Annotated in this window: 18 protein-coding genes; 9 read left to right on the forward strand and 9 right to left on the reverse strand. The window is 62.1% G+C overall.

Translation table 11 applies throughout. The features are described from left to right. Positions 1–13: 13 nt before the first annotated feature. The gene (gene purB, locus OVA24_RS12150; protein ID WP_267670078.1) at positions 14–1,432 is read left to right on the forward strand and encodes an adenylosuccinate lyase; all 1,419 of its coding nucleotides are present in this window, start codon (positions 14–16) and stop codon (positions 1,430–1,432) included. A gap of 91 nt (positions 1,433–1,523) precedes the next feature. On the opposite strand, the gene OVA24_RS12155 is transcribed toward purB, so the two are convergent. Then, on the reverse strand, positions 1,524–2,060 hold the full coding sequence (locus OVA24_RS12155) for a hypothetical protein (RefSeq protein WP_267670079.1): 537 nt from the start codon (positions 2,058–2,060) through the stop codon (positions 1,524–1,526). A gap of 163 nt (positions 2,061–2,223) precedes the next feature. On the opposite strand from OVA24_RS12155, the gene OVA24_RS12160 reads away from it, so the two are divergent. The 7 genes from OVA24_RS12160 to OVA24_RS12190 all read left to right on the forward strand — a co-directional run bounded on the left by OVA24_RS12160 (position 2,224) and on the right by OVA24_RS12190 (position 9,862). Then, positions 2,224–3,468 (forward strand): AI-2E family transporter, encoded by a 1,245-nt coding sequence (locus OVA24_RS12160; RefSeq protein WP_267670080.1) that lies wholly within the window; start codon positions 2,224–2,226, stop codon positions 3,466–3,468. A 4-nt stretch (positions 3,469–3,472) separates the two neighbouring features. Then, on the forward strand, positions 3,473–4,603 hold the full coding sequence (locus OVA24_RS12165; RefSeq protein ID WP_267670082.1) for a serine hydrolase domain-containing protein: 1,131 nt from the start codon (positions 3,473–3,475) through the stop codon (positions 4,601–4,603). A 57-nt stretch (positions 4,604–4,660) separates the two neighbouring features. After that, entirely contained in the window at positions 4,661–5,389 is a 729-nt protein-coding gene (locus OVA24_RS12170; RefSeq protein WP_267670083.1) for an RDD family protein, read from the forward strand. A gap of 1 nt (position 5,390) precedes the next feature. Beyond that, positions 5,391–6,362, forward strand: a complete 972-nt coding sequence (locus tag OVA24_RS12175; RefSeq protein WP_267670084.1) for a stage II sporulation protein M — start codon at positions 5,391–5,393, stop codon at positions 6,360–6,362. After that, on the forward strand, positions 6,352–7,794 hold the full coding sequence (locus tag OVA24_RS12180) for a DUF4129 domain-containing protein (protein ID WP_267670086.1): 1,443 nt from the start codon (positions 6,352–6,354) through the stop codon (positions 7,792–7,794). Before OVA24_RS12175 ends, OVA24_RS12180 begins: the two co-directional genes overlap by 11 nt. Further along, positions 7,791–8,897 carry a DUF4350 domain-containing protein gene (locus tag OVA24_RS12185; RefSeq protein WP_267670087.1) on the forward strand — a complete coding sequence of 369 codons (1,107 nt, stop codon included), beginning with the start codon at positions 7,791–7,793 and terminating at the stop codon, positions 8,895–8,897. Before OVA24_RS12180 ends, OVA24_RS12185 begins: the two co-directional genes overlap by 4 nt. Positions 8,898–9,622: 725 nt before the next feature. Continuing rightward, on the forward strand, positions 9,623–9,862 hold the full coding sequence (locus tag OVA24_RS12190; protein WP_267670088.1) for a hypothetical protein: 240 nt from the start codon (positions 9,623–9,625) through the stop codon (positions 9,860–9,862). Here the strand turns inward: OVA24_RS12190 and polX are convergent, their stop codons facing one another. From polX to dnaX, 4 genes are read right to left on the reverse strand one after another with little or no spacing between them, the layout of a single operon-like run. Next, positions 9,863–11,608: a DNA polymerase/3'-5' exonuclease PolX gene (gene polX, locus OVA24_RS12195; protein ID WP_267670090.1), complete on the reverse strand. Its 1,746-nt coding sequence runs from the start codon at positions 11,606–11,608 to the stop codon at positions 9,863–9,865. 13 nt (positions 11,609–11,621) lie between these two features. Next, complete coding sequence (locus OVA24_RS12200) at positions 11,622–12,617, reverse strand: endonuclease/exonuclease/phosphatase family protein (RefSeq protein WP_267670091.1); 996 nt, start codon at positions 12,615–12,617, stop codon at positions 11,622–11,624. 52 nt (positions 12,618–12,669) lie between these two features. Next, complete coding sequence (locus OVA24_RS12205) at positions 12,670–12,975, reverse strand: YbaB/EbfC family nucleoid-associated protein (protein WP_267670092.1); 306 nt, start codon at positions 12,973–12,975, stop codon at positions 12,670–12,672. A gap of 18 nt (positions 12,976–12,993) precedes the next feature. Further along, complete coding sequence (gene dnaX, locus OVA24_RS12210; protein ID WP_267670093.1) at positions 12,994–14,499, reverse strand: DNA polymerase III subunit gamma/tau; 1,506 nt, start codon at positions 14,497–14,499, stop codon at positions 12,994–12,996. Between the two features lie 225 nt (positions 14,500–14,724). Here dnaX and OVA24_RS12215 point away from each other — a divergent pair, with 225 nt between their 5' ends. Continuing rightward, positions 14,725–16,152 carry a glycoside hydrolase family 75 protein gene (locus OVA24_RS12215; protein WP_267670094.1) on the forward strand — a complete coding sequence of 476 codons (1,428 nt, stop codon included), beginning with the start codon at positions 14,725–14,727 and terminating at the stop codon, positions 16,150–16,152. A 45-nt stretch (positions 16,153–16,197) separates the two neighbouring features. Here OVA24_RS12215 and OVA24_RS12220 read toward each other — a convergent pair whose 3' ends face one another. The 4 genes from OVA24_RS12220 to OVA24_RS12235 are packed head-to-tail and all read right to left on the reverse strand — an operon-like array spanning position 16,198 to position 19,080. Beyond that, positions 16,198–16,599, reverse strand: a complete 402-nt coding sequence (locus OVA24_RS12220) for a type II toxin-antitoxin system VapC family toxin (RefSeq protein ID WP_267670095.1) — start codon at positions 16,597–16,599, stop codon at positions 16,198–16,200. Continuing rightward, on the reverse strand, positions 16,596–16,808 hold the full coding sequence (locus tag OVA24_RS12225; RefSeq protein WP_267670096.1) for a ribbon-helix-helix protein, CopG family: 213 nt from the start codon (positions 16,806–16,808) through the stop codon (positions 16,596–16,598). The genes OVA24_RS12220 and OVA24_RS12225 overlap by 4 nt, the downstream gene beginning before the upstream one ends. A gap of 31 nt (positions 16,809–16,839) precedes the next feature. Next, entirely contained in the window at positions 16,840–17,217 is a 378-nt protein-coding gene (locus tag OVA24_RS12230) for a hypothetical protein (RefSeq protein ID WP_267670097.1), read from the reverse strand. 48 nt (positions 17,218–17,265) lie between these two features. Beyond that, positions 17,266–19,080, reverse strand: a complete 1,815-nt coding sequence (locus tag OVA24_RS12235; protein WP_267670098.1) for an NPCBM/NEW2 domain-containing protein — start codon at positions 19,078–19,080, stop codon at positions 17,266–17,268. Between the last annotated feature and the right edge of the window lie 7 nt (positions 19,081–19,087).

Genomic DNA, 19,087 nt, shown 5'->3' on the forward strand with positions numbered 1-19,087 from the left:
CCAGACTCGGCGCGTGATTCCAAACGTCCTCGCCGAACGCTACGCTTCCTCCGCCATCCAATCCATCTGGTCCGCCGAAGGCCGGATCATCCTCGAACGCGAATTCTGGATCGCGGTGATGAAGGCCCAGAAGGATCTGGGCCTGGACATCCCGCAGGAAGCGATCGACGCCTATGAAAAGGCGAAGGACAGCGTGGATCCCGGCTCCATCATGGCGCGGGAGCGCGTGACCCGCCACGATGTGAAGGCCCGCATCGAGGAGTTCAACGACCTCGCCGGGCATGAGCAGATCCACAAGGGCATGACCTCCCGGGATCTCACGGAAAACGTCGAGCAGCTCCAGGTTTTCCGCTCGCTGCTGATCATCCGCGACAAGACCGTCTCCGCGCTCCGCCGCTTCCGTGAGCGTTCGGAAGCATGGAGCGAACTGATCCTGACCGCCCGCACCCACAACGTCGCCGCCCAGCCGACCACCCTCGGCAAGCGCGTCGCCATGTTCGGTGAGGAACTGCTTTCCGCCCTCGCCGCGCTGGATGCCGTCATCGCCGGATACGCCGTGCGCGGCCTGAAAGGCGCCGTCGGCACGCAGATGGACCAGCTTTCCCTGTTCGAAGGGGACGCCGCCAAGGTCGCGGAACTGGAGCAACGCGTCGTCGCCCACCTCGGCATGCCCGCCGTCTGGACGAATGTCGGCCAGGTCTACCCGCGGTCCCTTGACTTCCGCGTGGTTGCCGCCCTCACGGACCTCGCTTCCGGACCGTCCTCGCTCTGCAAGACCCTGCGCCTGATGGCCGGCCATGAAACCGCCAGCGAGGGCTTCGCTCCGGGCCAGACCGGCTCCAGCGCCATGCCGCACAAGATGAACTCCCGCTCCTGTGAGCGCGTGAACGGCTTCCATGTCATCCTCAAGGGCCACCTCGCCATGGCGGCGGGTCTGGCAGGGGACCAATGGAACGAAGGCGACGTTTCCTGCTCCGTGGTCCGCCGCGTCATGCTGCCGGACGCCTTCTTCACCATCGACGGACTCTTCGAAACCTTCCTCACCGTGCTCGATCAGATGGACGCCTACCCGGCGGTCATCGCCGCGGAGACCGCGCACTATCTGCCGTTCCTGATGACCACCACCATCATGATGGAAGCCGTGAAAGCCGGTGTCGGCCGCGAGACCGCGCACAAGGCGATCAAGGAGCACGCCGTCGCCACGGTCGCCGACCTGCGCACCGGCAAGGTGGAGAAAAATAACCTCATCGAGCGCCTCGCCGGGGACTCCCGCCTCGGTCTCGACCGCGCCGCGCTGGATGCGATCCTCTCGAAAGGCGACCGCGAAAGCGGCGCCGCAAAGGCCCAGATCGCCGCCTTCGCTGCGGAAGTCCGCAAGCTGGAGCAAGCCAGTCCGGAAGCCGCCGCCTACGGGCCGGGGTCGATTCTGTGAAGACATATGAAATGAAAACGGCGTGGCAGATCACCACGCCGTTTTCCGAATGACTGGATCCAAGGGCCGCGCGGGTCCGCCAGATTCGGGCTTATTTCTTCATCTCCGCCTGAATCTCATCATTGATCTTGGCGAGGCGCGCCGCCAGATCCTTGGTTTCCGGGTGTGAGGCGAGAATCTCCTTTTCCCGGGTGAAATAGGCGGATCCCGCCTGGTTGCTTTCTTCCGCCAGTTTTGCGAGTTCAGGGATTTTCGCCGCTTCATCGGAGCGGCGGTGTTGCAGTTCCTGGAGCTTTGTCTGGACCGCCTGTTTTGCGGCGTCGTCCTTGGCGGTGATCGCCTGGATCAGGGCGTTGTTCTCCTTTTCCAGTTCGGCGTTCACTTCCTTCAGGGCGGGATGCCCTTCCATCGCCTGCAGGTGCGCCTTGCTGGCATCAATCGATGCCCTCTGGAGTTTTGCCAGTTCCGGATCAATCTTCGTGGCATCGGGGATGGCCTTGCGGATGGCACGGTTGATCTCGGTCCGCTCTTTCCGCAGTTCCACCAACTTCCCGCTCGCAGCCCCGGCTTGGGGAATCAGAGAAAACAGACAACCCAATGAGGCGGCGATAAGTCGGAATTTTTTCATCACCTCACTTTATGATCTCCCGGCACGTGAGGTCGAGTTTCTTTGACGATACGGGATATGTCGGGTCTGGTGAGGGTATTGCCGCCAAAACCAAGAAAAGAAATAAATCCCTCCATTTTTTCCTCTCCCGGCACAGGGGACGGTCCTACTATTCCGCTGTCAGATGGAACAAGGCGCACGGCGGACGGGATTTAAGATCGAACCTTTGTTGGGTGGACTCGCTCTGCTCTTGCTGCTGGTCGGCTGCGTGGTGGTTTTGAAGCCATTCCTGTCGTCCCTGATGTGGGCCATCGTGCTGTCCTATTCGCTGTATCCTCTCCAACGGCGGTTCACCATCTGGTTCCGCGGCTCCCGCACGCTGGCGGCGTGCCTGGTGACCCTCACTCTGACCGTCATCCTGGCGGGACCCATCGTGCTCATCGGCATGAGCCTGGTCCAGGACGGGAAGGACCTGGCGGGTGCAACGAAGAAATGGTTCCTCGCCGCACCGGAGGAGGCTCCTCCGTGGGTCCACCGCCTGCCGATCGTCGGTGACGAGGCTGCGGCCTACTGGACGGAGTTCAGCGAGGACCGGAAGCGCTGGATGGAGGACGTGGAGAAGGCTGCGGAGGCGGACAGCCGTAAAAAGCGGGCGCGGCAGGAGGAGGAAATGGTGGACGAAACCATCCCGGTGCCACTGCCGGTCGAGCCTGAGGATGAGATCACCGTGGAGAGGCCGGACAGTTCCCGGTTGGTCGTCTTGCTGGGGCAGACGCTCGGAATGGCGCGGAAAGCCCTCGTCACCGCAGGTGTGGCGGTCGGCCAGGGAGTCACCCAGGTGATGATCAGCGCGTTCCTCGCCTTTTTCTTCCTGCGGGACGCTTCCTTGCTCGCGGACCGGCTGCAGGTGGCCGTGGAACGGCTGGCGGGTGACCGCGGCAAGCACCTCCTGAAAGTGGCGGGCGACACCGTGCGCGGGGTCATCTACGGCTTCCTCGGGACGGCGCTGATCCAGGCCATCGTCGCCGGCACGGGTTTCTGGATCGCCGATGTTCCCGGCGCGATCCTGCTCGGAGTGCTGACGTTCTTTTTCGCGGTGGTGCCCTTCGGTCCTCCGATCGTATGGGTTCCCGCCACGCTCTGGTTGTTCGCGCAGGGACGGCCCGGGTGGGGTATTTTCATGATGATATGGGGTTTCTTCGGCATCAGCGGAGTCGATAACGTCGTGCGTCCGCTCATCATCAGCCAAGGGAGCAAGATGCCGTTCGTGCTGATCTTCTGCGGCGTCATCGGCGGGGCGCTGGCCTTCGGGTTGGTGGGGCTGTTCCTCGGCCCTACGCTGCTCGCGGTCGCCTACAGGCTCATTGACGAATGGTCCACCAATCCGGTGTTGGCAGGTCCCAAGGAAGGTGGGAACTACGAGATCTGACCGCATGTCCGTGGCTCCTTCGGTTTTGGGTGAGGTGGTGGAGGTTTTTGAGAGAAACTTCCGGGAAAGAGGGGAGATCGGCGCGTCCGTCAGTGTCTGGTGGGATGGGGTGGAGTGCCTCTCGATAGGGCAGGGATGGTGCGAAAAGGAACACCTGCGGCCATGGACCAAGGATACACTGGTTCCGGTCTATTCCGCCACCAAAGGACCTGCCGCTGCCACGCTGCTGATGGCGCTGGAGGCGAATGGGATGGGTCCTGAAACACCCGTCCGCGCGGTGTGGGACCGCTTTCCGCTGGCGGATGCGACTTTCGCTCACCTGCTCTCCCACCAATGCGGCCTCCCCGCGCTGGACCAGGCGGCGGATGTGCTGGACCATGATGCCGTGGTGGCTGCCATCGAGGCGCAGCAACCCGCCTGGCAGTTGGGGGAGGGGCATGGCTACCATCCCCGTACCTTCGGCACGCTGGTGGATCATCCCGTGCGCCTGCTCACCGGCATGACGCTGGGCGGCTACTGGAGGAAGGTCATCGCCGTCCCGCTGGGGCTGGACTTCTGGATCGGGCTGCCGGAGGAGGAATGGCCGCGCGTGACGAAGTTGTATCCCGGGAAAGCCGCGCCATCGGACATCGAGGCGGGCTTCTACAAGGAGTTCAACACACCCGGCGCGCTCACCCGCCGGGCATTCACCTCCCCGCGTGGTTTGCACGCCGTCCATGAAATGAACCATCCCGAACCCTGGGCGGCCGGTCTGCCCGCGATGGGGGGCATCGGCACCGCATCCGCTCTCGCCAAATTCTATCAAGCCGCTGCCGGTTCGATGCCGGGGCCGATCCCGGAGTCCATAAGAAGGGCTCTGGCGGGACCACGGAGCGCAGCCGATGACAAGGTGCTCCTGAAGCCGACGGTCTTCACCTGCGGTTGCCAACAGGATCCCGTGGATGTGGACGGGCGGAAGATCCGCCAGCTCTATGGCCCGTCCACGGCCGCCTTCGGCCACCCTGGTGCCGGCGGCAGTCATGCTTTCGCGGATCCTCTTTCCGGTGTTTCCTTCGCCTATGTGATGAACCAGATGGAGATGAGCGTGATGCCAGGCGCGAAGTGCGTCGATATGGTGACGGCACTGTTCTCCTGAGGCGTGTTCTTTCGGCATTTACGCCCAGCGAAAATCGCCTAACTTCGGCACGGCACAATGGTGGTGGAGAAACTGGATACCCTGCAGACCGTGGAACTCGCGGAAGGAATCGAGATCCGCCTGCGCATCGCCGGGCCGCTTGTCAGGGCGGGAGCCTATCTGGTGGATCTGGTGATCCGCAGCGCCATCCTCACGGTCATTTCCTTGGCCATGGCCATCAGTGGGATTGCCATTGGAGGAAAGGTAGCCATGGGATTGTTCCTCTTGGCCTGGTTTCTTTTGGATTGGTTCTACCCGGTGATTTTCGAAGCGGGGAAACGTGGAGCCACACCCGGAAAACGTGTCGCGGGGCTTCGCGTGGTGCAGGCCACCGGTTCCCCCATCACGCTCGGGCAGGCGGTGGTGCGGAATTTCCTCCGCTTCATCGATGGCATGCCGTTCTTCACGTATGGCATCGGCCTGGGGAGCTGTCTGGCATCGCGGCGTTTCCAACGGCTGGGTGATCTGGCGGCGGGGACGGTGGTGGTCTACACGAAGACCGCCCCGGAGATCATCATCGCAGCTCCTCCCCCCATGCAATCGGTGCCGATTTCGGTCGGTCTCACGGCGGATGAAACCAGGGCGTTGGTTCTTTTCCGGGAACGGGCCGGATTGTGGTCGGAGGGACGGCGCGCGGAGATCGGCGATCATGTCAGCGCGCTCAGCGGAGCTTCCGGCACCGCCGGGGTCAACCGGCTGATGTCGATGGCCCACTGGGTGCAGGAAAAGCGGGAGGGAGGGACGTGAGATGACGGTGGGGGATTTCGAGTCGAAGAATGCGGAACGATGGCGCGAGTACGAGCGTCTCGTGGAGTCGTTGGAAAAGGGGAAACCGAACGAGCATGCGGACCAACTGCCAAGACGGTTCCGCGAACTCTGCGTGGATCTTTCCCTGGCGGAGTGCCGGATGTATGGCTCCCGCCTGACCGGGCGGCTCAATGCTCTGGTGATCCGCGGTTATGAAATCATCTACCGCACGCGCCGCGGCGGCTGGAGGGCGTTCGCGGAATTCGCCGCGGTTGGGTTCCCCCGGGCGGTGCGCGGGGACTGGAAACTGTTCTGGCTGTGCAGCATCATGTTCTGGCTGCCGTTCTTTGCCATGATGCTTTCCGCCCACCATGACATCAGTTGGGTGCAGGCCGCACTGGGACCGGAGGGAATGGCCTCGATGGATGACATGTATGGTGGCCGTGAACAACAGATCGCCCACCTGAGGTCCGAGTATGGATCGAACTTCATGATGTTCTGTTTCTACATCTACAACAATGTCGCCATTGATTTCCGGATCTTCGCCGGTGGCATGGCTGCCGGTGTGGGGACGTTGTTCTTCCTTCTCTTCAACGGGGTGCACATCGGGGCGGCGGCGGGCTACGTGAATGTGGCCGGAAATCCGGAATCCTTCTGGACCTTCGTCGCCGGGCACTCGTCGTTCGAGCTGCTGGGCATGGTGGTGGCGGGCATGGCGGGCATGCGCCTCGGACTGGCCATCCTCAAGCCGGGGAGGCTGCCCCGCGTGAGGGCGCTTGCGGAGACGACGAAGCACACGCTGCCGCTGATCTATGGTGCCGCACTCCTGACCACCCTGGCTGCGGTTGTGGAGGGCTTCTGGTCCGCCCAGCCGGTTCCCTCCATGCTGAAGTACGCCGTCGGCATTTTCTTCTGGCTGCTGCACGCCGCCTACTTTCTTTTCGCGGGGAGGGGCGTGAAGCATGCGCCTTGAGGATGTCACCGCGGAGATCCGTCCCCGGAGTGATTGGGAGGCGGTGGACCTGGGATTCGCCATGATCCGCAGGGATTTCTGGCGCTGCTTCACCGTCTGGTGGCTGGCGTTGCTGGCACCGGTGCTCATCGCCGGCTGGTTCCTGCGGGAGATGCCGCTGGTCCTGGCCGCTCTGTTCTGGTGGTGGAAGCCCGTCGGCTCGCGGATGGTGTTGTTCGATCTCAGCCGTCGCCTTTTCGGAGAGAAGCCGGGTTGGAAAGCGGTTTTCCGGGAGATCCCGCGTGCCTGGATCCGCCGGTTCTTCTACCGCATGATCTTCGCGAGGTTCTCACCCTGGCTGCCGGTCACGCTGGCAGTGGAGGATCTGGAGGGGCTGCGTGGAAAGCCCTACCGCCAGCGGGCGAAGCAGCTTGCGCGACGCGGGGATGGAGTGGTGATGTGGTTGTATTTCGCCGCGGATCTCACCGCCGCGTGGCTCGCGCTGAGCGTCTTCGCCATTGTCATCATGATGATGCCGGAGGGTGAAAGCGGCCCGTGGCAGGCGGCGCTGGAATCCTTTGACCAGAGCAATCCATTCGACATTCCATTGGTCATTTCATGGACCGCCGCCGGTTGTGCGATGCTGGGGATGGCTCTGGTGGACATCTTCGTCACGGGAGCCGGCTTCGGCGTCTACGTGAATAACCGGACGTGGCTGGAGGGCTGGGATGTCGAACTGGCATTCAAGCGTCTGGGACAACGCCTCGGCAAACTCGCTGCCGTGCTGGTGCTCGCGGCGTCTCTCTTTTTCCCGCTGTCCTCTCATGCGCAGGAGACCGGCCCGGATCCGGAGATCATCCGCGAGGTCAAATCCCATGAGGATTTCAAGGTCCACTCGGAAACCTACAAGGTGCCGGTCTCGAAATCGAAATCCAGTTCATCATCGGGTGGATTTGGCGCCGTTCCCGCCTACGTGGCGTTGATCTTCGGCTACACGGCTCTTGCCGCGTTGCTCGGCTTTTTGATCTGGGTGATCTGGAACAACCGCCATGCATTCCGGCTGGCGTACTCAGGGGGAGGTGCATTGAAGGAAGCACCATCCGCACGGATGGTGATGGGCATGGAAGTCACCGCGGAGTCACTGCCGAAGGACATTCCGACGGCGGCATGGGCGCTATGGACCGCTGGACGGCGGCACGAGGCGCTCGCCTTGCTCTACCGTGGGACGATTTCGAAGGTGATCGATGTCGCAAGGGTGGAGATCCAGGAGTCGGACACGGAAGGGGACTGCCTCCGTCGGGTGGAGGATGCCGGAAGCTCCGCGCACCCGGACTATTTCAAAGGCCTCACGGGGGCATGGATGCGCCTGGCGTATGCCGCGCAGGATCCTCCGGAAATGGAGGTCCGTGCCTTGTGTGAAAGCTGGCCGTTCAGGGAAGGGAGGGTTGGATGACCCGTCATCTCCTCAGGTGCTGCCTGCTGCTCTTCGCCCTCTTGTCCGCAGGTTGCGAGTTCGAGGAAGTGACCCGCGAAACGGGTTACAAGGGGAAGGCACGGCTCAATCCCTGGCTCGCTGCTGAAAGGTTCGTGGAGCGCAAGGGGCATGAGGTCCGCGCATCCGGAAGCTGGCTGAAGCCGGAGTGGAATCACAGCGTCTACTTCGTTCCCGTCGGTGTGCTGAACAATGCCGGGGTGGTGTCTCCGATGAAGGAGTGGGTCTCCAACGGCGGACATCTGGTGCTGCTGGTGGAGTACTCGGATTCCGAGTGGAATGACTGGGGGCACTTCCAGCGCAATGTTCCCGAGCTCCAATCACCGCTGGTCGAATTCCTGAAACAGACCGGGATGACCATCGACCGGGCAGGCTCGGGCAAACCTGATGGAACAGAGGTCACCTTCGGTGAACAAAAATATAAGGTCGAAACCTCCTCCAGCGCGTCTGTTTCGACACAGTCGGTGAAGGACGGGAATTTCGCTTCGGTGGAGTACGACTACGGCCGCGTGACCGTCATCCCGGATGCGAGGATCTTCCGCAACCGCAAGATCGGGGATCAGGAGCACGCCGCGCTGCTTTCCGCCCTCATCGAATCATCTCCGATGGAGGGAACGGTCGTGTTCCTGCGTGGAGCGGGCATCTCGCTCTGGAGGATGCTTGCACGCCATCTCTGGCCGGTGCTGGTGGGCCTGGGCGTGGCCCTCATCATCTGGCTGTGGAAGAGTTTCACCCGCTTCGGTCCCATGGAATCCGCTGCCACCGCATCCCCGTTGCGGGGATATGACCATCACCTGGAGGCGTTGGGGGATTACCAATGGAGGCTGGACAGAGGTTCCGCACTGCTGGCTCCCATCCGGGAGCGGATCATCGAGGGTGGGCAGAAAGCCGCCGCTGCCGCCGGCAGAAAGGATGCGGACTTCTTCCAGTTCCTCGCCGAACGTGCCGGCATTCCCAGGGAACGTGTGAACCGTGCCCTGACGGAGAACGCTCCGGCGGATGGCAGCGTGATGACCCGGACGACGGCGGATCTGCAGAAGCTGCTCTCGGTGCTGCGGTCGTGACGATTTGCCGGAATAGGGCCGGGGGAAATCTTCCAACGATTTACTGGTTGAAAATTTTCCCGGAAGATGATAGCGCGTTTGGAGAGTGAAAACCCAGTCCCCCATTTTCGCAGGGTTCACTGTCATTGGATTCCTCGCATCGGCGGGGATTGCGTCCGCTGTGACAGTGATTGATGACGGATTCGAAACGGCGACCCATCCCACCGGTTTCCGGACGGTTGCGACGTCTCCGGGCAGTCCCTATTACGGATCGTCCTCACCGGCGGCGTCCATCACTGATGATACGACATTTGGCAGCAAGGCACTCACCGTCACCGCCGGTGCGAACTACCACCTGATAACCCCTCTGGGAGGAACCGTTTCGCTTGCGAATGTCAATGATACCCTGACGCTGAGCTTCAAGTTCCGGTTCACAAACTCCCCGACGGCGGATGGAGCGGCGTTCCGGTTCGGTATTTTCAACTCCAACGGCACACCGGTCGTGTCCGATAATTTCGGAACCGGGATTTCTGACAATGACAGGGGTTATTATGCGGTGGTGGGAGCGACGACAGTTCCTGCGGCGAGTGCGATCCTGTTCAATGAGAATGGAGGCACCAGCCCCATCCTCGGCGGAGCGGACCGTTCTTCGCTGGCGGCGAGTTCCACTGGTCCCACCGTGGCATCCGGAAATATGGCCGCGCATTCGGTTTCACTGACCCATCACGCGGACCAGCCTCACCCAGATGTCGCTCTCCTATGTGTTCGACGGAGGCACCCCCATCACCGCGGTGGACAGCAGCGCGAACATTCGCACCTCCTTCGACCAGATTGCCATCTCGAACGGATTCACGACCACCTTTGCCCAATACAACGTTGACGATGTGTTGCTGACGGCAACAAATTTCACCCCCATTCCCGAACCGGCCGCCGCATTGCTTGGAAGCATGGCGGCGATTGGGATGCTGATCCGCCGACGGAAGTGATCATCGTTCCGACTTCGGTGTTCTCAGGAAGGCCTCCACTTCCTTCACCGGGCGGGTGTTCAGGACATCTTCCCGGCGCAGCCAGCCCTTGCGGGCGATCCTCACGCCCAGGCCGATGTGGTGGATGCGGGCGGTGGAATGGGCATCCGGATTGATGGAGCAGAGGACGCCCTTGTCTCGTGCCTTTTTCCACCAGCGCCAGTCCATGTCCATCCGCTTCGGGCTGCAGTTCAGCTCGATGATGGTCCGCGTTTCCGCCGCGCAGTCGATGATCTTCGCATGATTGACCTTGTACTCGTCACGGCGGAGCAGCAGCCTGCCGGTGACGTGCCCCAGCATGGTCACATGCTCGTTCTCCATCGCGCGGCAGATCCGGCGGGTCATCGTGTCCTCATCAAGGTTGAAGACTGAATGGACCGATGCCACACAGTAGTCCAGTTTGGAGAGGATGGAGTCGTCGAAGTCCAGTGAACCGTCCTTCAGGATGTCCACTTCCGTTCCTGAAAACAGGCGGAAATGCTCCCAGCCGGCATTCAGTTCCTTGATCCGGGCGATCTGTTCAAGGAGACGGATTTCATCCAGTCCGTTTGCCTGGAAGGAGGACTTCGAGTGGTCCGCGATGCCGAGATACTGGAGACCCAGATCGATCGCTTCCTCCGCCATTTCCTCCAGCGTGTTGTGCCCGTCGGAAGCGGTCGTGTGGTTGTGGAAGGTGCCGCGGAGGTTCTCCAGTTGGATCAGGCGGGGAAGGGTGCGCTCCGCCGCCGCCTCGATCTCGCCGCGATTCTCCCGCAGTTCCGGCGGGATGAACTGCAGGCCCAGCGCCTCGTATATGTCGCCTTCCTCGTTCACCTCCGGAATGGCGGCGGGGGCATCGGAATTCACCGCTGTGAAGCCATATTCATTGAGGGAGAGTCCTTTTTTCAGGGCCAACGAGCGGATGGCCACGTTGTGTTCCTTTGAGCCGGAGAAATATTGGAGGGCGAATGGGAACTGCTTGTTGGAAACCGCCCGCAGGTCCGCCTGGATCCCGTTCTTCAGGCGGATGGACGTTTTCGTGTCGCCGCAGGCGATGATGGACTCCATCTGCGGCAGGGTGGTGAAGTCCTCGCAGACCAGCGCGGGTTCCTTCGTGGCGACGAGGAAATCGATGTCATGCACGGTTTCCTTTCCGCGCCGGAAGGATCCCGCCACCGCCACACGGGTGACTTCCGGATGCATGCGCAGCAACTCGAGGATCTCCTCCACCAACGGGTTGATGGAACCCAGCAGAAACGTGTCCGCCACGGTGCTCCGGAGGGCGATCGCCTCCAGGATCTTGGTCTGGGTCTTCTCGCCGAAGCCCGGGAGCCTGGCCACAGTGCCGCTCTCACAAAGAGCCTTCAGGTCCGCAACCGATCCGACCCCCAGCGTTTCGTGGAGAACCTTGATCTTCTTCGGACCGAGACCCTGGAGATCGAACAGTTCGAACAGGCCGGCCGGAAATTCCGCGCGGAGCTTCTGGTGGAATTGGAGGGTGCCGGTGGCGGCCAGCTCATGAAGCTTGTCGCGCAACGCATCACCGATGCCCTTGATGCCGGTGAGTTCGTTGTCGGTGGCCAGTTGTACGATGTCTCCGTCGAATCCGCGAACCGCTTCCGCGCCCTGCCGGTAGGCGCGGACCTTGAAGGGGTTCTCTCCCTTCAGTTCGAGCAACAGGGCGATTTCGTCGAGGACTTCGGCCAGATTTTCACGGGTTGCGGGCATGATCAGAAGAGGGTCAGCGCATCAGGAAATCCGCCACCACGAAACGGTGGTCGGAATGCCGCGTCTCCACCACCCGGCAGCGGACCGGAGTGAGGTGACGAGTGGAGTAGATATGGTCGATGCGCAGGATCGGGAAGCGGCGGTGGAAGGTATTTCCCCAGCCGATGCCGGTTTCGGAGAACGCGTCGATGAAGTCGCGGGAAAGCTGGCGGTGGACGACATCCGTGGCCGGTGCGTTGAAATCCCCTCCCAGAATGGTGGGGACGGTGGGAAAGTCCGTGGTCTGGCTGAGGATCTGGAGTGCGACCGACATTTCCTGGCGGCGCAGCTTCCGGTTCTGGCTGTGTTCCCGCCAGGCGGAGCGCCTCCACAGGCGGAGATCCGTGGCTGCGGTCGCCAGGTGGATGTTGACGACCTGGAGGGCGGAGCCATCCGGTGTCACCACTTCCAGTTGCTGGCTGCGGATCACGCGGTTCTTGTCCTCCCTGCGGATCTTCCAGCGGGTGATCACGCCGTTGAACATGTTCGTCCGGAAGTCGCCTTTCCCCTGGTAAAGCCGGGCGGCGATCTTCGCCGTGTGGGCGGGGTTGGTCTGCTGCAACAGGACGATGTCCGGATCCCACGCGAGGATCTCGTCGGTGGGATCACCGAAGTAGAAGTTCCCGGTGTTGATGGTCAGAACCCGGAGGACCTTCCGGGACTGGAATGGCGCTGCAGGGCCGGGTTGCGGTGCTGGCTTCCCGATGTGGCCGAGCGCCCTCGCCTCATCAGACCCGATGAGGAGTGTGAGCGCCCAGATGCCGGACAGCACCAGTGAGAGCGGGGCCCGCATGAAATAGAAGGCACCCGCCGACAAAAGCAGCCCGATGGCCCCCCACAGCCAGATCGGCATCACGGTGAATGCCGCCAAGGCATCCGGCTGGGTGGAATAACAGCCGATCGTGAACAGGTGCAGGAAAAGCGACAGGGTCACCAGGGTCCAACCTAGCCTGCGGCGGAGGGGAGACATGATGACCTTGGGGGAGAGGGGGTGAACGGACGGCATCCGCCCTGGCCGGGACTCACATTCCGGGGAGGCCCATGCCGCCGGTGAGTTTCTTCATTTCCGCTGCTGCGGTGTCCTTGCCTTTGGTGATGGCTTCCTGGACGCCCTTGAGGACCAGATCCTCCAGGAATTCGACATCGGAGGCATCCACCACGGATGGGTCGATTTTGATGGAGAGGACGTCCCCCGCGCAGGTGGCGGTGACGTTGACCTTTCCGCCACCCACGGAGGCTTCGACGGTGCGGGCGGAGAGTTCTTCCTGCTTTGCGGCGAGCCCGGCCTGCATCTGCTGGGCTTGTTTCATCAGTTTGGCGATGTTCATAAGGGGTATGGTTGGTGGTTACCTGAGCACTTTGCCCTCGAATTTCTCAAGGGCGGACTTGATCAGCGGATCATCGTAGAAACTTTCGTCGAGCGTCGGTTGGGGGGCGGCGGCCGGTGGTGCCTCCGCTGCGGGCTTCGGCTTCGCTTCCTCCCATGGCGGCGGCTCGGGGGCGGGCGGGGCTTCGCTGATCTCCGGCGCGGCTTCGATCAGGGAATCCAGCGCACTGATCGCGCTCAATCCGGGTTTCCGCACTGGAGTGACTGCGGGCTTCTCGGGTTCCGGAGCGGGGATTGGAGGAGTCACCACCGCGGGAATGGAGGGGCGGGGTGGGAGCTCCGCTTCCGTCGCCACGGGTTCCGGCGCGGTGGGAGGAGCCTGCGGGATGAAATCCGCACCACGGGTCAGCACCTTGATGACATCCGCGATTCTCACTTCCCCGAGGGATTGGATGGCTTTGATCACGCCCAGCTCGAAGTGCAGGCGCTTGTTCGTCGCCCACTTCATCCTGCCTTCGGTCTCCGCGAAGACATCGATGGCCGCGAGAATCCGGTCAGGGGCGTATTCGTCGGCGGCACCGATCAGCTTGCTCCAAAGCTCGGCGGGAATACCGTCGCCGTCCGCCGTGGGATCAAGCTTCGCGACCAGCAGAGCGCGCAGGCAACCGATCAGTTCGCCCAGCAGTTGGGACAGTTCCCGACCGCTCTCCGCTTCCTTCTGGATGAGTGAAAGCGCGGCCGGTGTCGCGCGTTCAAGCAGGGCGGAGGTGAGTGTTGCCACCTTTTCCCGGGAGGTGAAACCGAAGACATCCAGCACGTTCGCCTCCGTGATATGGTCGCCGCAGAAAGCCACGAGCTGGTCGAGCATGGACTGAGCGTCGCGCATGCCGCCGTCCGCTCCCTTGGCGATCGCCCAGGCGGCGGTTTCGTCCAGAGCGATGCCTTCCTGGCCGGCGATGTGCTGGAGATGGCGGGCGATCGTTTCGGTGGGGATCGGCCGCAGGTCGAACCGCTGGCAGCGGGAAAGGATCGTCGGCAGGATCTTGTTCGCCTCCGTGGTGGCGAAGATGAATTTCACGTGCGGAGGAGGCTCTTCCAGCGTCTTGAGCAGCGCGTTGAACGCGGCGTTCGAGAGCATGTGCACCTCGTCGATGTAGTAGATCTTGAACTGGCCGCGCGCCGGGGCGAAGCGGACGGACTCCCGCAGGTCGCGGACCTGTTCGACGCCGTTGTTGGAAGCACCGTCGATCTCCAGCACATCGAGCGAGCGGCCTTCGGCGATTTCCACGCAGATATCATCATCCGGATCGAAATCCGCCTTCGGGCCGCCGGGGCAGTTCAGCGCCTTTGCCAGGATCCGGGCGGTGGAGGTCTTGCCGGTGCCGCGCGGCCCGACGAAAAGATAGGCGTGGGCCAGCCGCTTCTGGGCGATGGCGTTGCGCAGGGTGCGCACCACATGGTCCTGTCCAAGGACATCGTCGAAAGTTTTGGGCCGGTATTTCCGGGCGAAGACCTGATAGCTCACACGGGCGAGTGTAGGTGGCCGCGCGGGTTTGTCATCGCTCAGTTTCAGCGACTGTCAAAAAACGCGGGGTTGATGGTCCTGACAGGGCTGCTAGAGTCCCGGGAAATGGATGACAAAGGATCTCAGAATCAGCGCAGGACGAAAGGATTTCCGTGGTTTGGCGCGGGTTTTTTCGTGTTGATTTGCGGCGGATTTGGCCTCCTTTTTACTCCAATTCCGGGCCGTTTGAAGCAAAGTCTGAAGGATCTGGTCAAACCCGAGAAGGTCCTGATCAAGACGGACACAACGGATATCGAACGCCAGATCCGGGCCAGGTATGAGGCGGAGATGCAGGAACTCCGGGAAAATCAGGAAAAGGAACTGGCTGCCCTGAAAAAAGCCCAGGTGGAGACCCCCAGGGAGGCACCCGAGGAACCTGCCCCCACGGACATGACCCTCGGTTCCGTGTCGGACGTGCGTGAGTTGCGGTCGGGGATCCCATTCAAGACGGAAGTGACCGTCACCAAAGGCGGAATCGCTTCCATCGAACGGAAGGATGCGGCCAGCTATGCGGCTTCCTACCAACTCACGATCAAGGCTCCCACGCCCGCGAAGACGATCACCGAGCTGGAGACATCGAACAAGAGCCTGTCGAAGGTGCTGCCCGGGTTGCCGGCACTGGTGGAGAAAGCCGAGGTTTCCCCGTGGTTCTACCGGCTTTACGATGAGAAGACCACCCGCATACGCAGGAGTGCGAACACCCTCAACGAGTTGCTGACCAAGCACAATCTCTACGACTGTGAGACCATGCTGCATCTCCAGGCTCCGACCGGACGGAAGATCTTTTTCCTGCAGGCGGAGATGGATGTGGTTTCCGATGGCTCGGACGGAGATCGCCTTCCGACGATGCCGGAGGAGATCGTCAACTCCACCCATTACCAGCCCTACACCAGCTACGGTTGGCCGAAGAAAACCCGCACTCCGAATCCGCTGATCGCCGGTTTCGAGCGCAGGATCGCGGCCGGCCAGAAAGAACTGGAGGAGAAAGGGACGCCTGCGGAGCGGAAGACCTGGCTGCGTGACCGGATCGCGATGCTGAAGCGCGGGATCGAGGACATGAAGGCGCGCAGCTTTCTCATCGCGGAATACGATCCTTTCATCGTCATTCCGGTGAGCATCATCACCGCGAACAGCAGCCGTGATCCGTTCGCCCCCAGGGTGGGTGACTATGCGGTCGTCGTCCACGGGGAGAAAATCTACCCCGCCATCGTCGGTGATGGTGGTCCGACCTTCAAGGTCGGCGAAGCTTCGCTGCGGATGGCCCGCGAGATCAATCCGAAGTCATCGCCCTACAGCCGACCCATTTCTGATCTGACGGTGAGTTACCTCGTGTTCTCCGGTAGCCGTGAAGAGGAACGTCAGCCCCCGGACTACGTGAAATGGCGGCAGAAATGCCATGAACTGCTCGGTGAGATGGGCGGGGTGGGAGAGGGATATTCGCTCCACGAATGGCAGGATCTTTTGCCAAAGCCTGCTCCTCCGGAACCCGCGCCCGCAGCCCCCGGGGCAACTCCCGGGCCACCCGGTCCCGCCGTGCCGGGAGCGCCTGACGCACCAACCGCTCCGGTCACACCGGCAGCACCCGTGTCGCCGCCTGCCGCGCCGGGACAGTGAAGCATTTTCGAACGGTGCAAGACACCGGCATTCGTGCATGCCAGTCTACGAAGGTGGCATAAGGACAGGGATCATCTCGCGCTGATGCCTGCGGTAAATGTGGAAATCGCCGTCCACGGTGATCACAGGGAGGTGCGGAAAGCGTTCACTCAAACAGATGAGGCACAGATCCGCCAGATCGGGTGAACGGTCGGCGTAGCGCTTCGCGAAAATCTCCAACCGTGGCTGGCAAATGGAAAAATCCAGTTCCACACGCAGAAGGCCAGCCTGCACCAATGCCAGCACTTTCTCCGCGGATCCGGTGTGGAAAACCGCTTCGGCCAGCACCGCTTCACAGGTTGCCAGCGGCGCATCCACCTGCTCAGCCAACCGCACGGCCCATGAGTGAAAGGAATCCCGTCTGTTCAGAAATGCGACGACAAAGCCTGTGTCCGCAATCCCGGTCATGGCCGAGAGAATCCTTTGCGGCGGGAAAGATCCTCCGGCCCTTCCAAGCTGCCAGCCAGTTTCATGAATGGCTTGGCTTGCTCCGCCTGCCGCACTTTCTCCAATGCTTCCTTGACCAGACTCCCTTGGGAACGACCGGTGGCACGAGCCTGTTCTTCCACCCAGCGTGCCAGATCTTCACCCAAGCGGATGCTCAGTGTCGTACTCATGTGGCAAAGGTGTATGACGCGCTTTCCTTTGTCAATTCGCCTCCAGCATCCTCCTGGTCCTTTCCGCCTGCAATGCTTTGAGCACCCGCAGCAGGAGAACCACGCAGAGGATGGTGATGCCGAGTTCCAGCAGCGGGGCGATACCCCGTGAGCGGTCGCCGGTGAACCAATCCGCCACTCCCTTGATGCCCATCAGCCCTTTGCCGGTGCCGATGAGCGAGACGATCCCCGCGCCGATGATGCCGTGCCAATACATACTGAAGGTGAAGATGCCACAGATGAGGAGCGCACCGCCCAGGGTCAGGCCTCCGCGCAGAAACTCGAAACCGGGCATCTTCGGCAGGATGAACATCGCGGAGATGCCGGCGGCCAGGATCAGGATGCCGGTGAGGAGAATGTGGGCGCGCATGGCGGAAAGGGAAACGCAACTCGGCCCGCTGGCAAGCCGCGCGTTACTTCAGAGTGAAAGCTCCGGCTCGAACCAGCAGCCCCAATCGGATTGGATGCCATCCCCGGCGTCCTCCACGGTGAACTCCAGCTCTTTCACCCCGTCCATCGCCAGTTCATAGCTGCGGAGGGTTCCGGGGGTGGTTTTCCCGGAGCGCCACAGTTCCTTGCCGTCGCCCTTGATCACGAACTCGCACGATCCACTGGAGATGCCATCGGGAAAACCGGCGTGGCCCTTCAGCGTCTTCCATTTTCCGCCCAGGTCCCAACGGTGGCTGGCAGGTGCGTGGGCATAGATCCCCCGTGAGAACAGTCTGGCTCCGCAGGAAAGCAGTAGAGCGTCATCTGGCAGCCGGTTCGGTTTGGCCTTCCCGTAGCCGACCTTGGATCCGGTCATTGATGCTTCGGAAAGCAGACAGGGGTTGCCGGATTCATCGGCGGGGGCTTTCCCCGCGCGGAATCCGAGGGAGGCGGCGATGACTTCGCCTGCCTCGAGAACCTTCGGATCAGGTTTTGCATCGGCGATTTTCCGCAGGCTGTCCCGGGCGGCCATGGTGGAGGCCGCGGCGACCTCCGCCAACAGCGGGCGCAGGATGACGGCTGCCTCTGCGGCGGACGTGTTCACGGTTCCATCCTTCTCCAGCCGGTAGGGGAAGATAAACCGGGCCGTCGGGGAGGCAAAGGAACTGGCGGCTCCATTCGCCTGGAGCATCACCACGCGGAAGACTCCGGCTTTCCCGGGAGTCAGGGCGTCGGCTTCCAGGGTGAAGTTTCCGCTGGAATCCGGTACCGCCGTGCAGGTGGTGGCGTCATAGTCACCGCCACCCGCCGGGTCCATGTAGCCGACGACCGCATAAACCGGTGGATCCGCCACCACGTTTGCGGAGAAGCTGAAACTTTTGCCATGGTTGGTGATCCGGATGTCGGTCGGCGTGGCGTTGGCCGGGGTATCGATCCCTTTCGCGGAGCCGGAGAAAATAGGGTGGGAAGCCAGCCTCAGGCCGTGGGCGAGCGTCAGAAATGAACCCTTCCCTTCACCCCGCAACTGGTCCCCATAGGAGCGGTTGCCGGAACCCATCAGCGCGGTGCCGAACGCTTCCTTTTCGTCCGGCCGTTCGCAGTTGTGGGGAAGGCCCAGCGCATGCCCGAGTTCATGGCAGATGCCGCCGATGAAGATGGAGTTGTACTTGCCGACGGAGATGTCGCCATACTGCCCGTCCTTCACGCGTGGCTCCTTCTTGTCCAGGAAGGCGAGGTTGAGGATGGGAGAGTCCACCTGCCAGGCGGTTCCGTTGCAGTTCGTGCCGCTGGCGTAGTAGGGGCTGTTCTGGGTGATGGTGCGGGTGGCCTGGTCCCAGTTGGCCATGTTGCAGAAGATGACGATCGTTTCCTTCTCCGGATCCAGCCCGGCGGCGTTCAGGGTGGGCAGGCATTCCTTGCGGATGTCGCCACCGGATTCCCGCCCATAGGAGGCGTAGGGCTTCTCGCCCTTCACCACATGGATGACCGGCCTGCCGTCCTTGCCCTTGTCGAACTGGATGCTGCGTGGACCGAACCCGAGCCGGACCATCTCCCGGCCATAGAATTTCCGGATATCCTCCATGATCGCCGACAGCCTCACCACGTATCCAGTGGGTGGCTCACGGTCCGCGGGCGACCAATACACGAGGTGGACCTTCTTTTCCGCTTTCACCGGATCCACGGCTTGCCAATTGCCGAGGATGGAGACGGCGCGGGGTACCTGGTCGGAGATCCTATCCTGTGGGGCATTTGCTGCCAGCATCGCAGGGAGGATGAGGAGCGGAAGAAGGGCGGGTTTTGTCATTCGGAAT

Origin of the sequence: Luteolibacter sp. SL250, from assembly GCF_026625605.1 — a bacterium.
In the GTDB taxonomy this organism is placed as follows: Bacteria; Verrucomicrobiota; Verrucomicrobiia; order Verrucomicrobiales; family Akkermansiaceae; genus Luteolibacter.

Excerpts from the sequence above, each read along its gene's own strand:
- OVA24_RS12155 (WP_267670079.1), bottom strand. The coding sequence starts at position 2,060 with ATGAAAAAATTCCGACTTATCGCCGCCTCATTGGGTTGTCTGTTTTCT.
- OVA24_RS12160 (WP_267670080.1), top strand. The coding sequence starts at position 2,224 with ATGGAACAAGGCGCACGGCGGACGGGATTTAAGATCGAACCTTTGTTG.
- OVA24_RS12165 (WP_267670082.1), top strand. The coding sequence starts at position 3,473 with ATGTCCGTGGCTCCTTCGGTTTTGGGTGAGGTGGTGGAGGTTTTTGAG.
- OVA24_RS12170 (WP_267670083.1), top strand. The coding sequence starts at position 4,661 with ATGGTGGTGGAGAAACTGGATACCCTGCAGACCGTGGAACTCGCGGAA.
- OVA24_RS12175 (WP_267670084.1), top strand. The coding sequence starts at position 5,391 with ATGACGGTGGGGGATTTCGAGTCGAAGAATGCGGAACGATGGCGCGAG.
- OVA24_RS12180 (WP_267670086.1), top strand. The coding sequence starts at position 6,352 with ATGCGCCTTGAGGATGTCACCGCGGAGATCCGTCCCCGGAGTGATTGG.
- OVA24_RS12185 (WP_267670087.1), top strand. The coding sequence starts at position 7,791 with ATGACCCGTCATCTCCTCAGGTGCTGCCTGCTGCTCTTCGCCCTCTTG.
- OVA24_RS12190 (WP_267670088.1), top strand. The coding sequence starts at position 9,623 with ATGTCGCTCTCCTATGTGTTCGACGGAGGCACCCCCATCACCGCGGTG.
- polX (WP_267670090.1), bottom strand. The coding sequence starts at position 11,608 with ATGCCCGCAACCCGTGAAAATCTGGCCGAAGTCCTCGACGAAATCGCC.
- OVA24_RS12200 (WP_267670091.1), bottom strand. The coding sequence starts at position 12,617 with ATGTCTCCCCTCCGCCGCAGGCTAGGTTGGACCCTGGTGACCCTGTCG.
- OVA24_RS12205 (WP_267670092.1), bottom strand. The coding sequence starts at position 12,975 with ATGAACATCGCCAAACTGATGAAACAAGCCCAGCAGATGCAGGCCGGG.
- OVA24_RS12220 (WP_267670095.1), bottom strand. The coding sequence starts at position 16,599 with ATGACCGGGATTGCGGACACAGGCTTTGTCGTCGCATTTCTGAACAGA.
- OVA24_RS12225 (WP_267670096.1), bottom strand. The coding sequence starts at position 16,808 with ATGAGTACGACACTGAGCATCCGCTTGGGTGAAGATCTGGCACGCTGG.
- OVA24_RS12230 (WP_267670097.1), bottom strand. The coding sequence starts at position 17,217 with ATGCGCGCCCACATTCTCCTCACCGGCATCCTGATCCTGGCCGCCGGC.
- OVA24_RS12235 (WP_267670098.1), bottom strand. The coding sequence starts at position 19,080 with ATGACAAAACCCGCCCTTCTTCCGCTCCTCATCCTCCCTGCGATGCTG.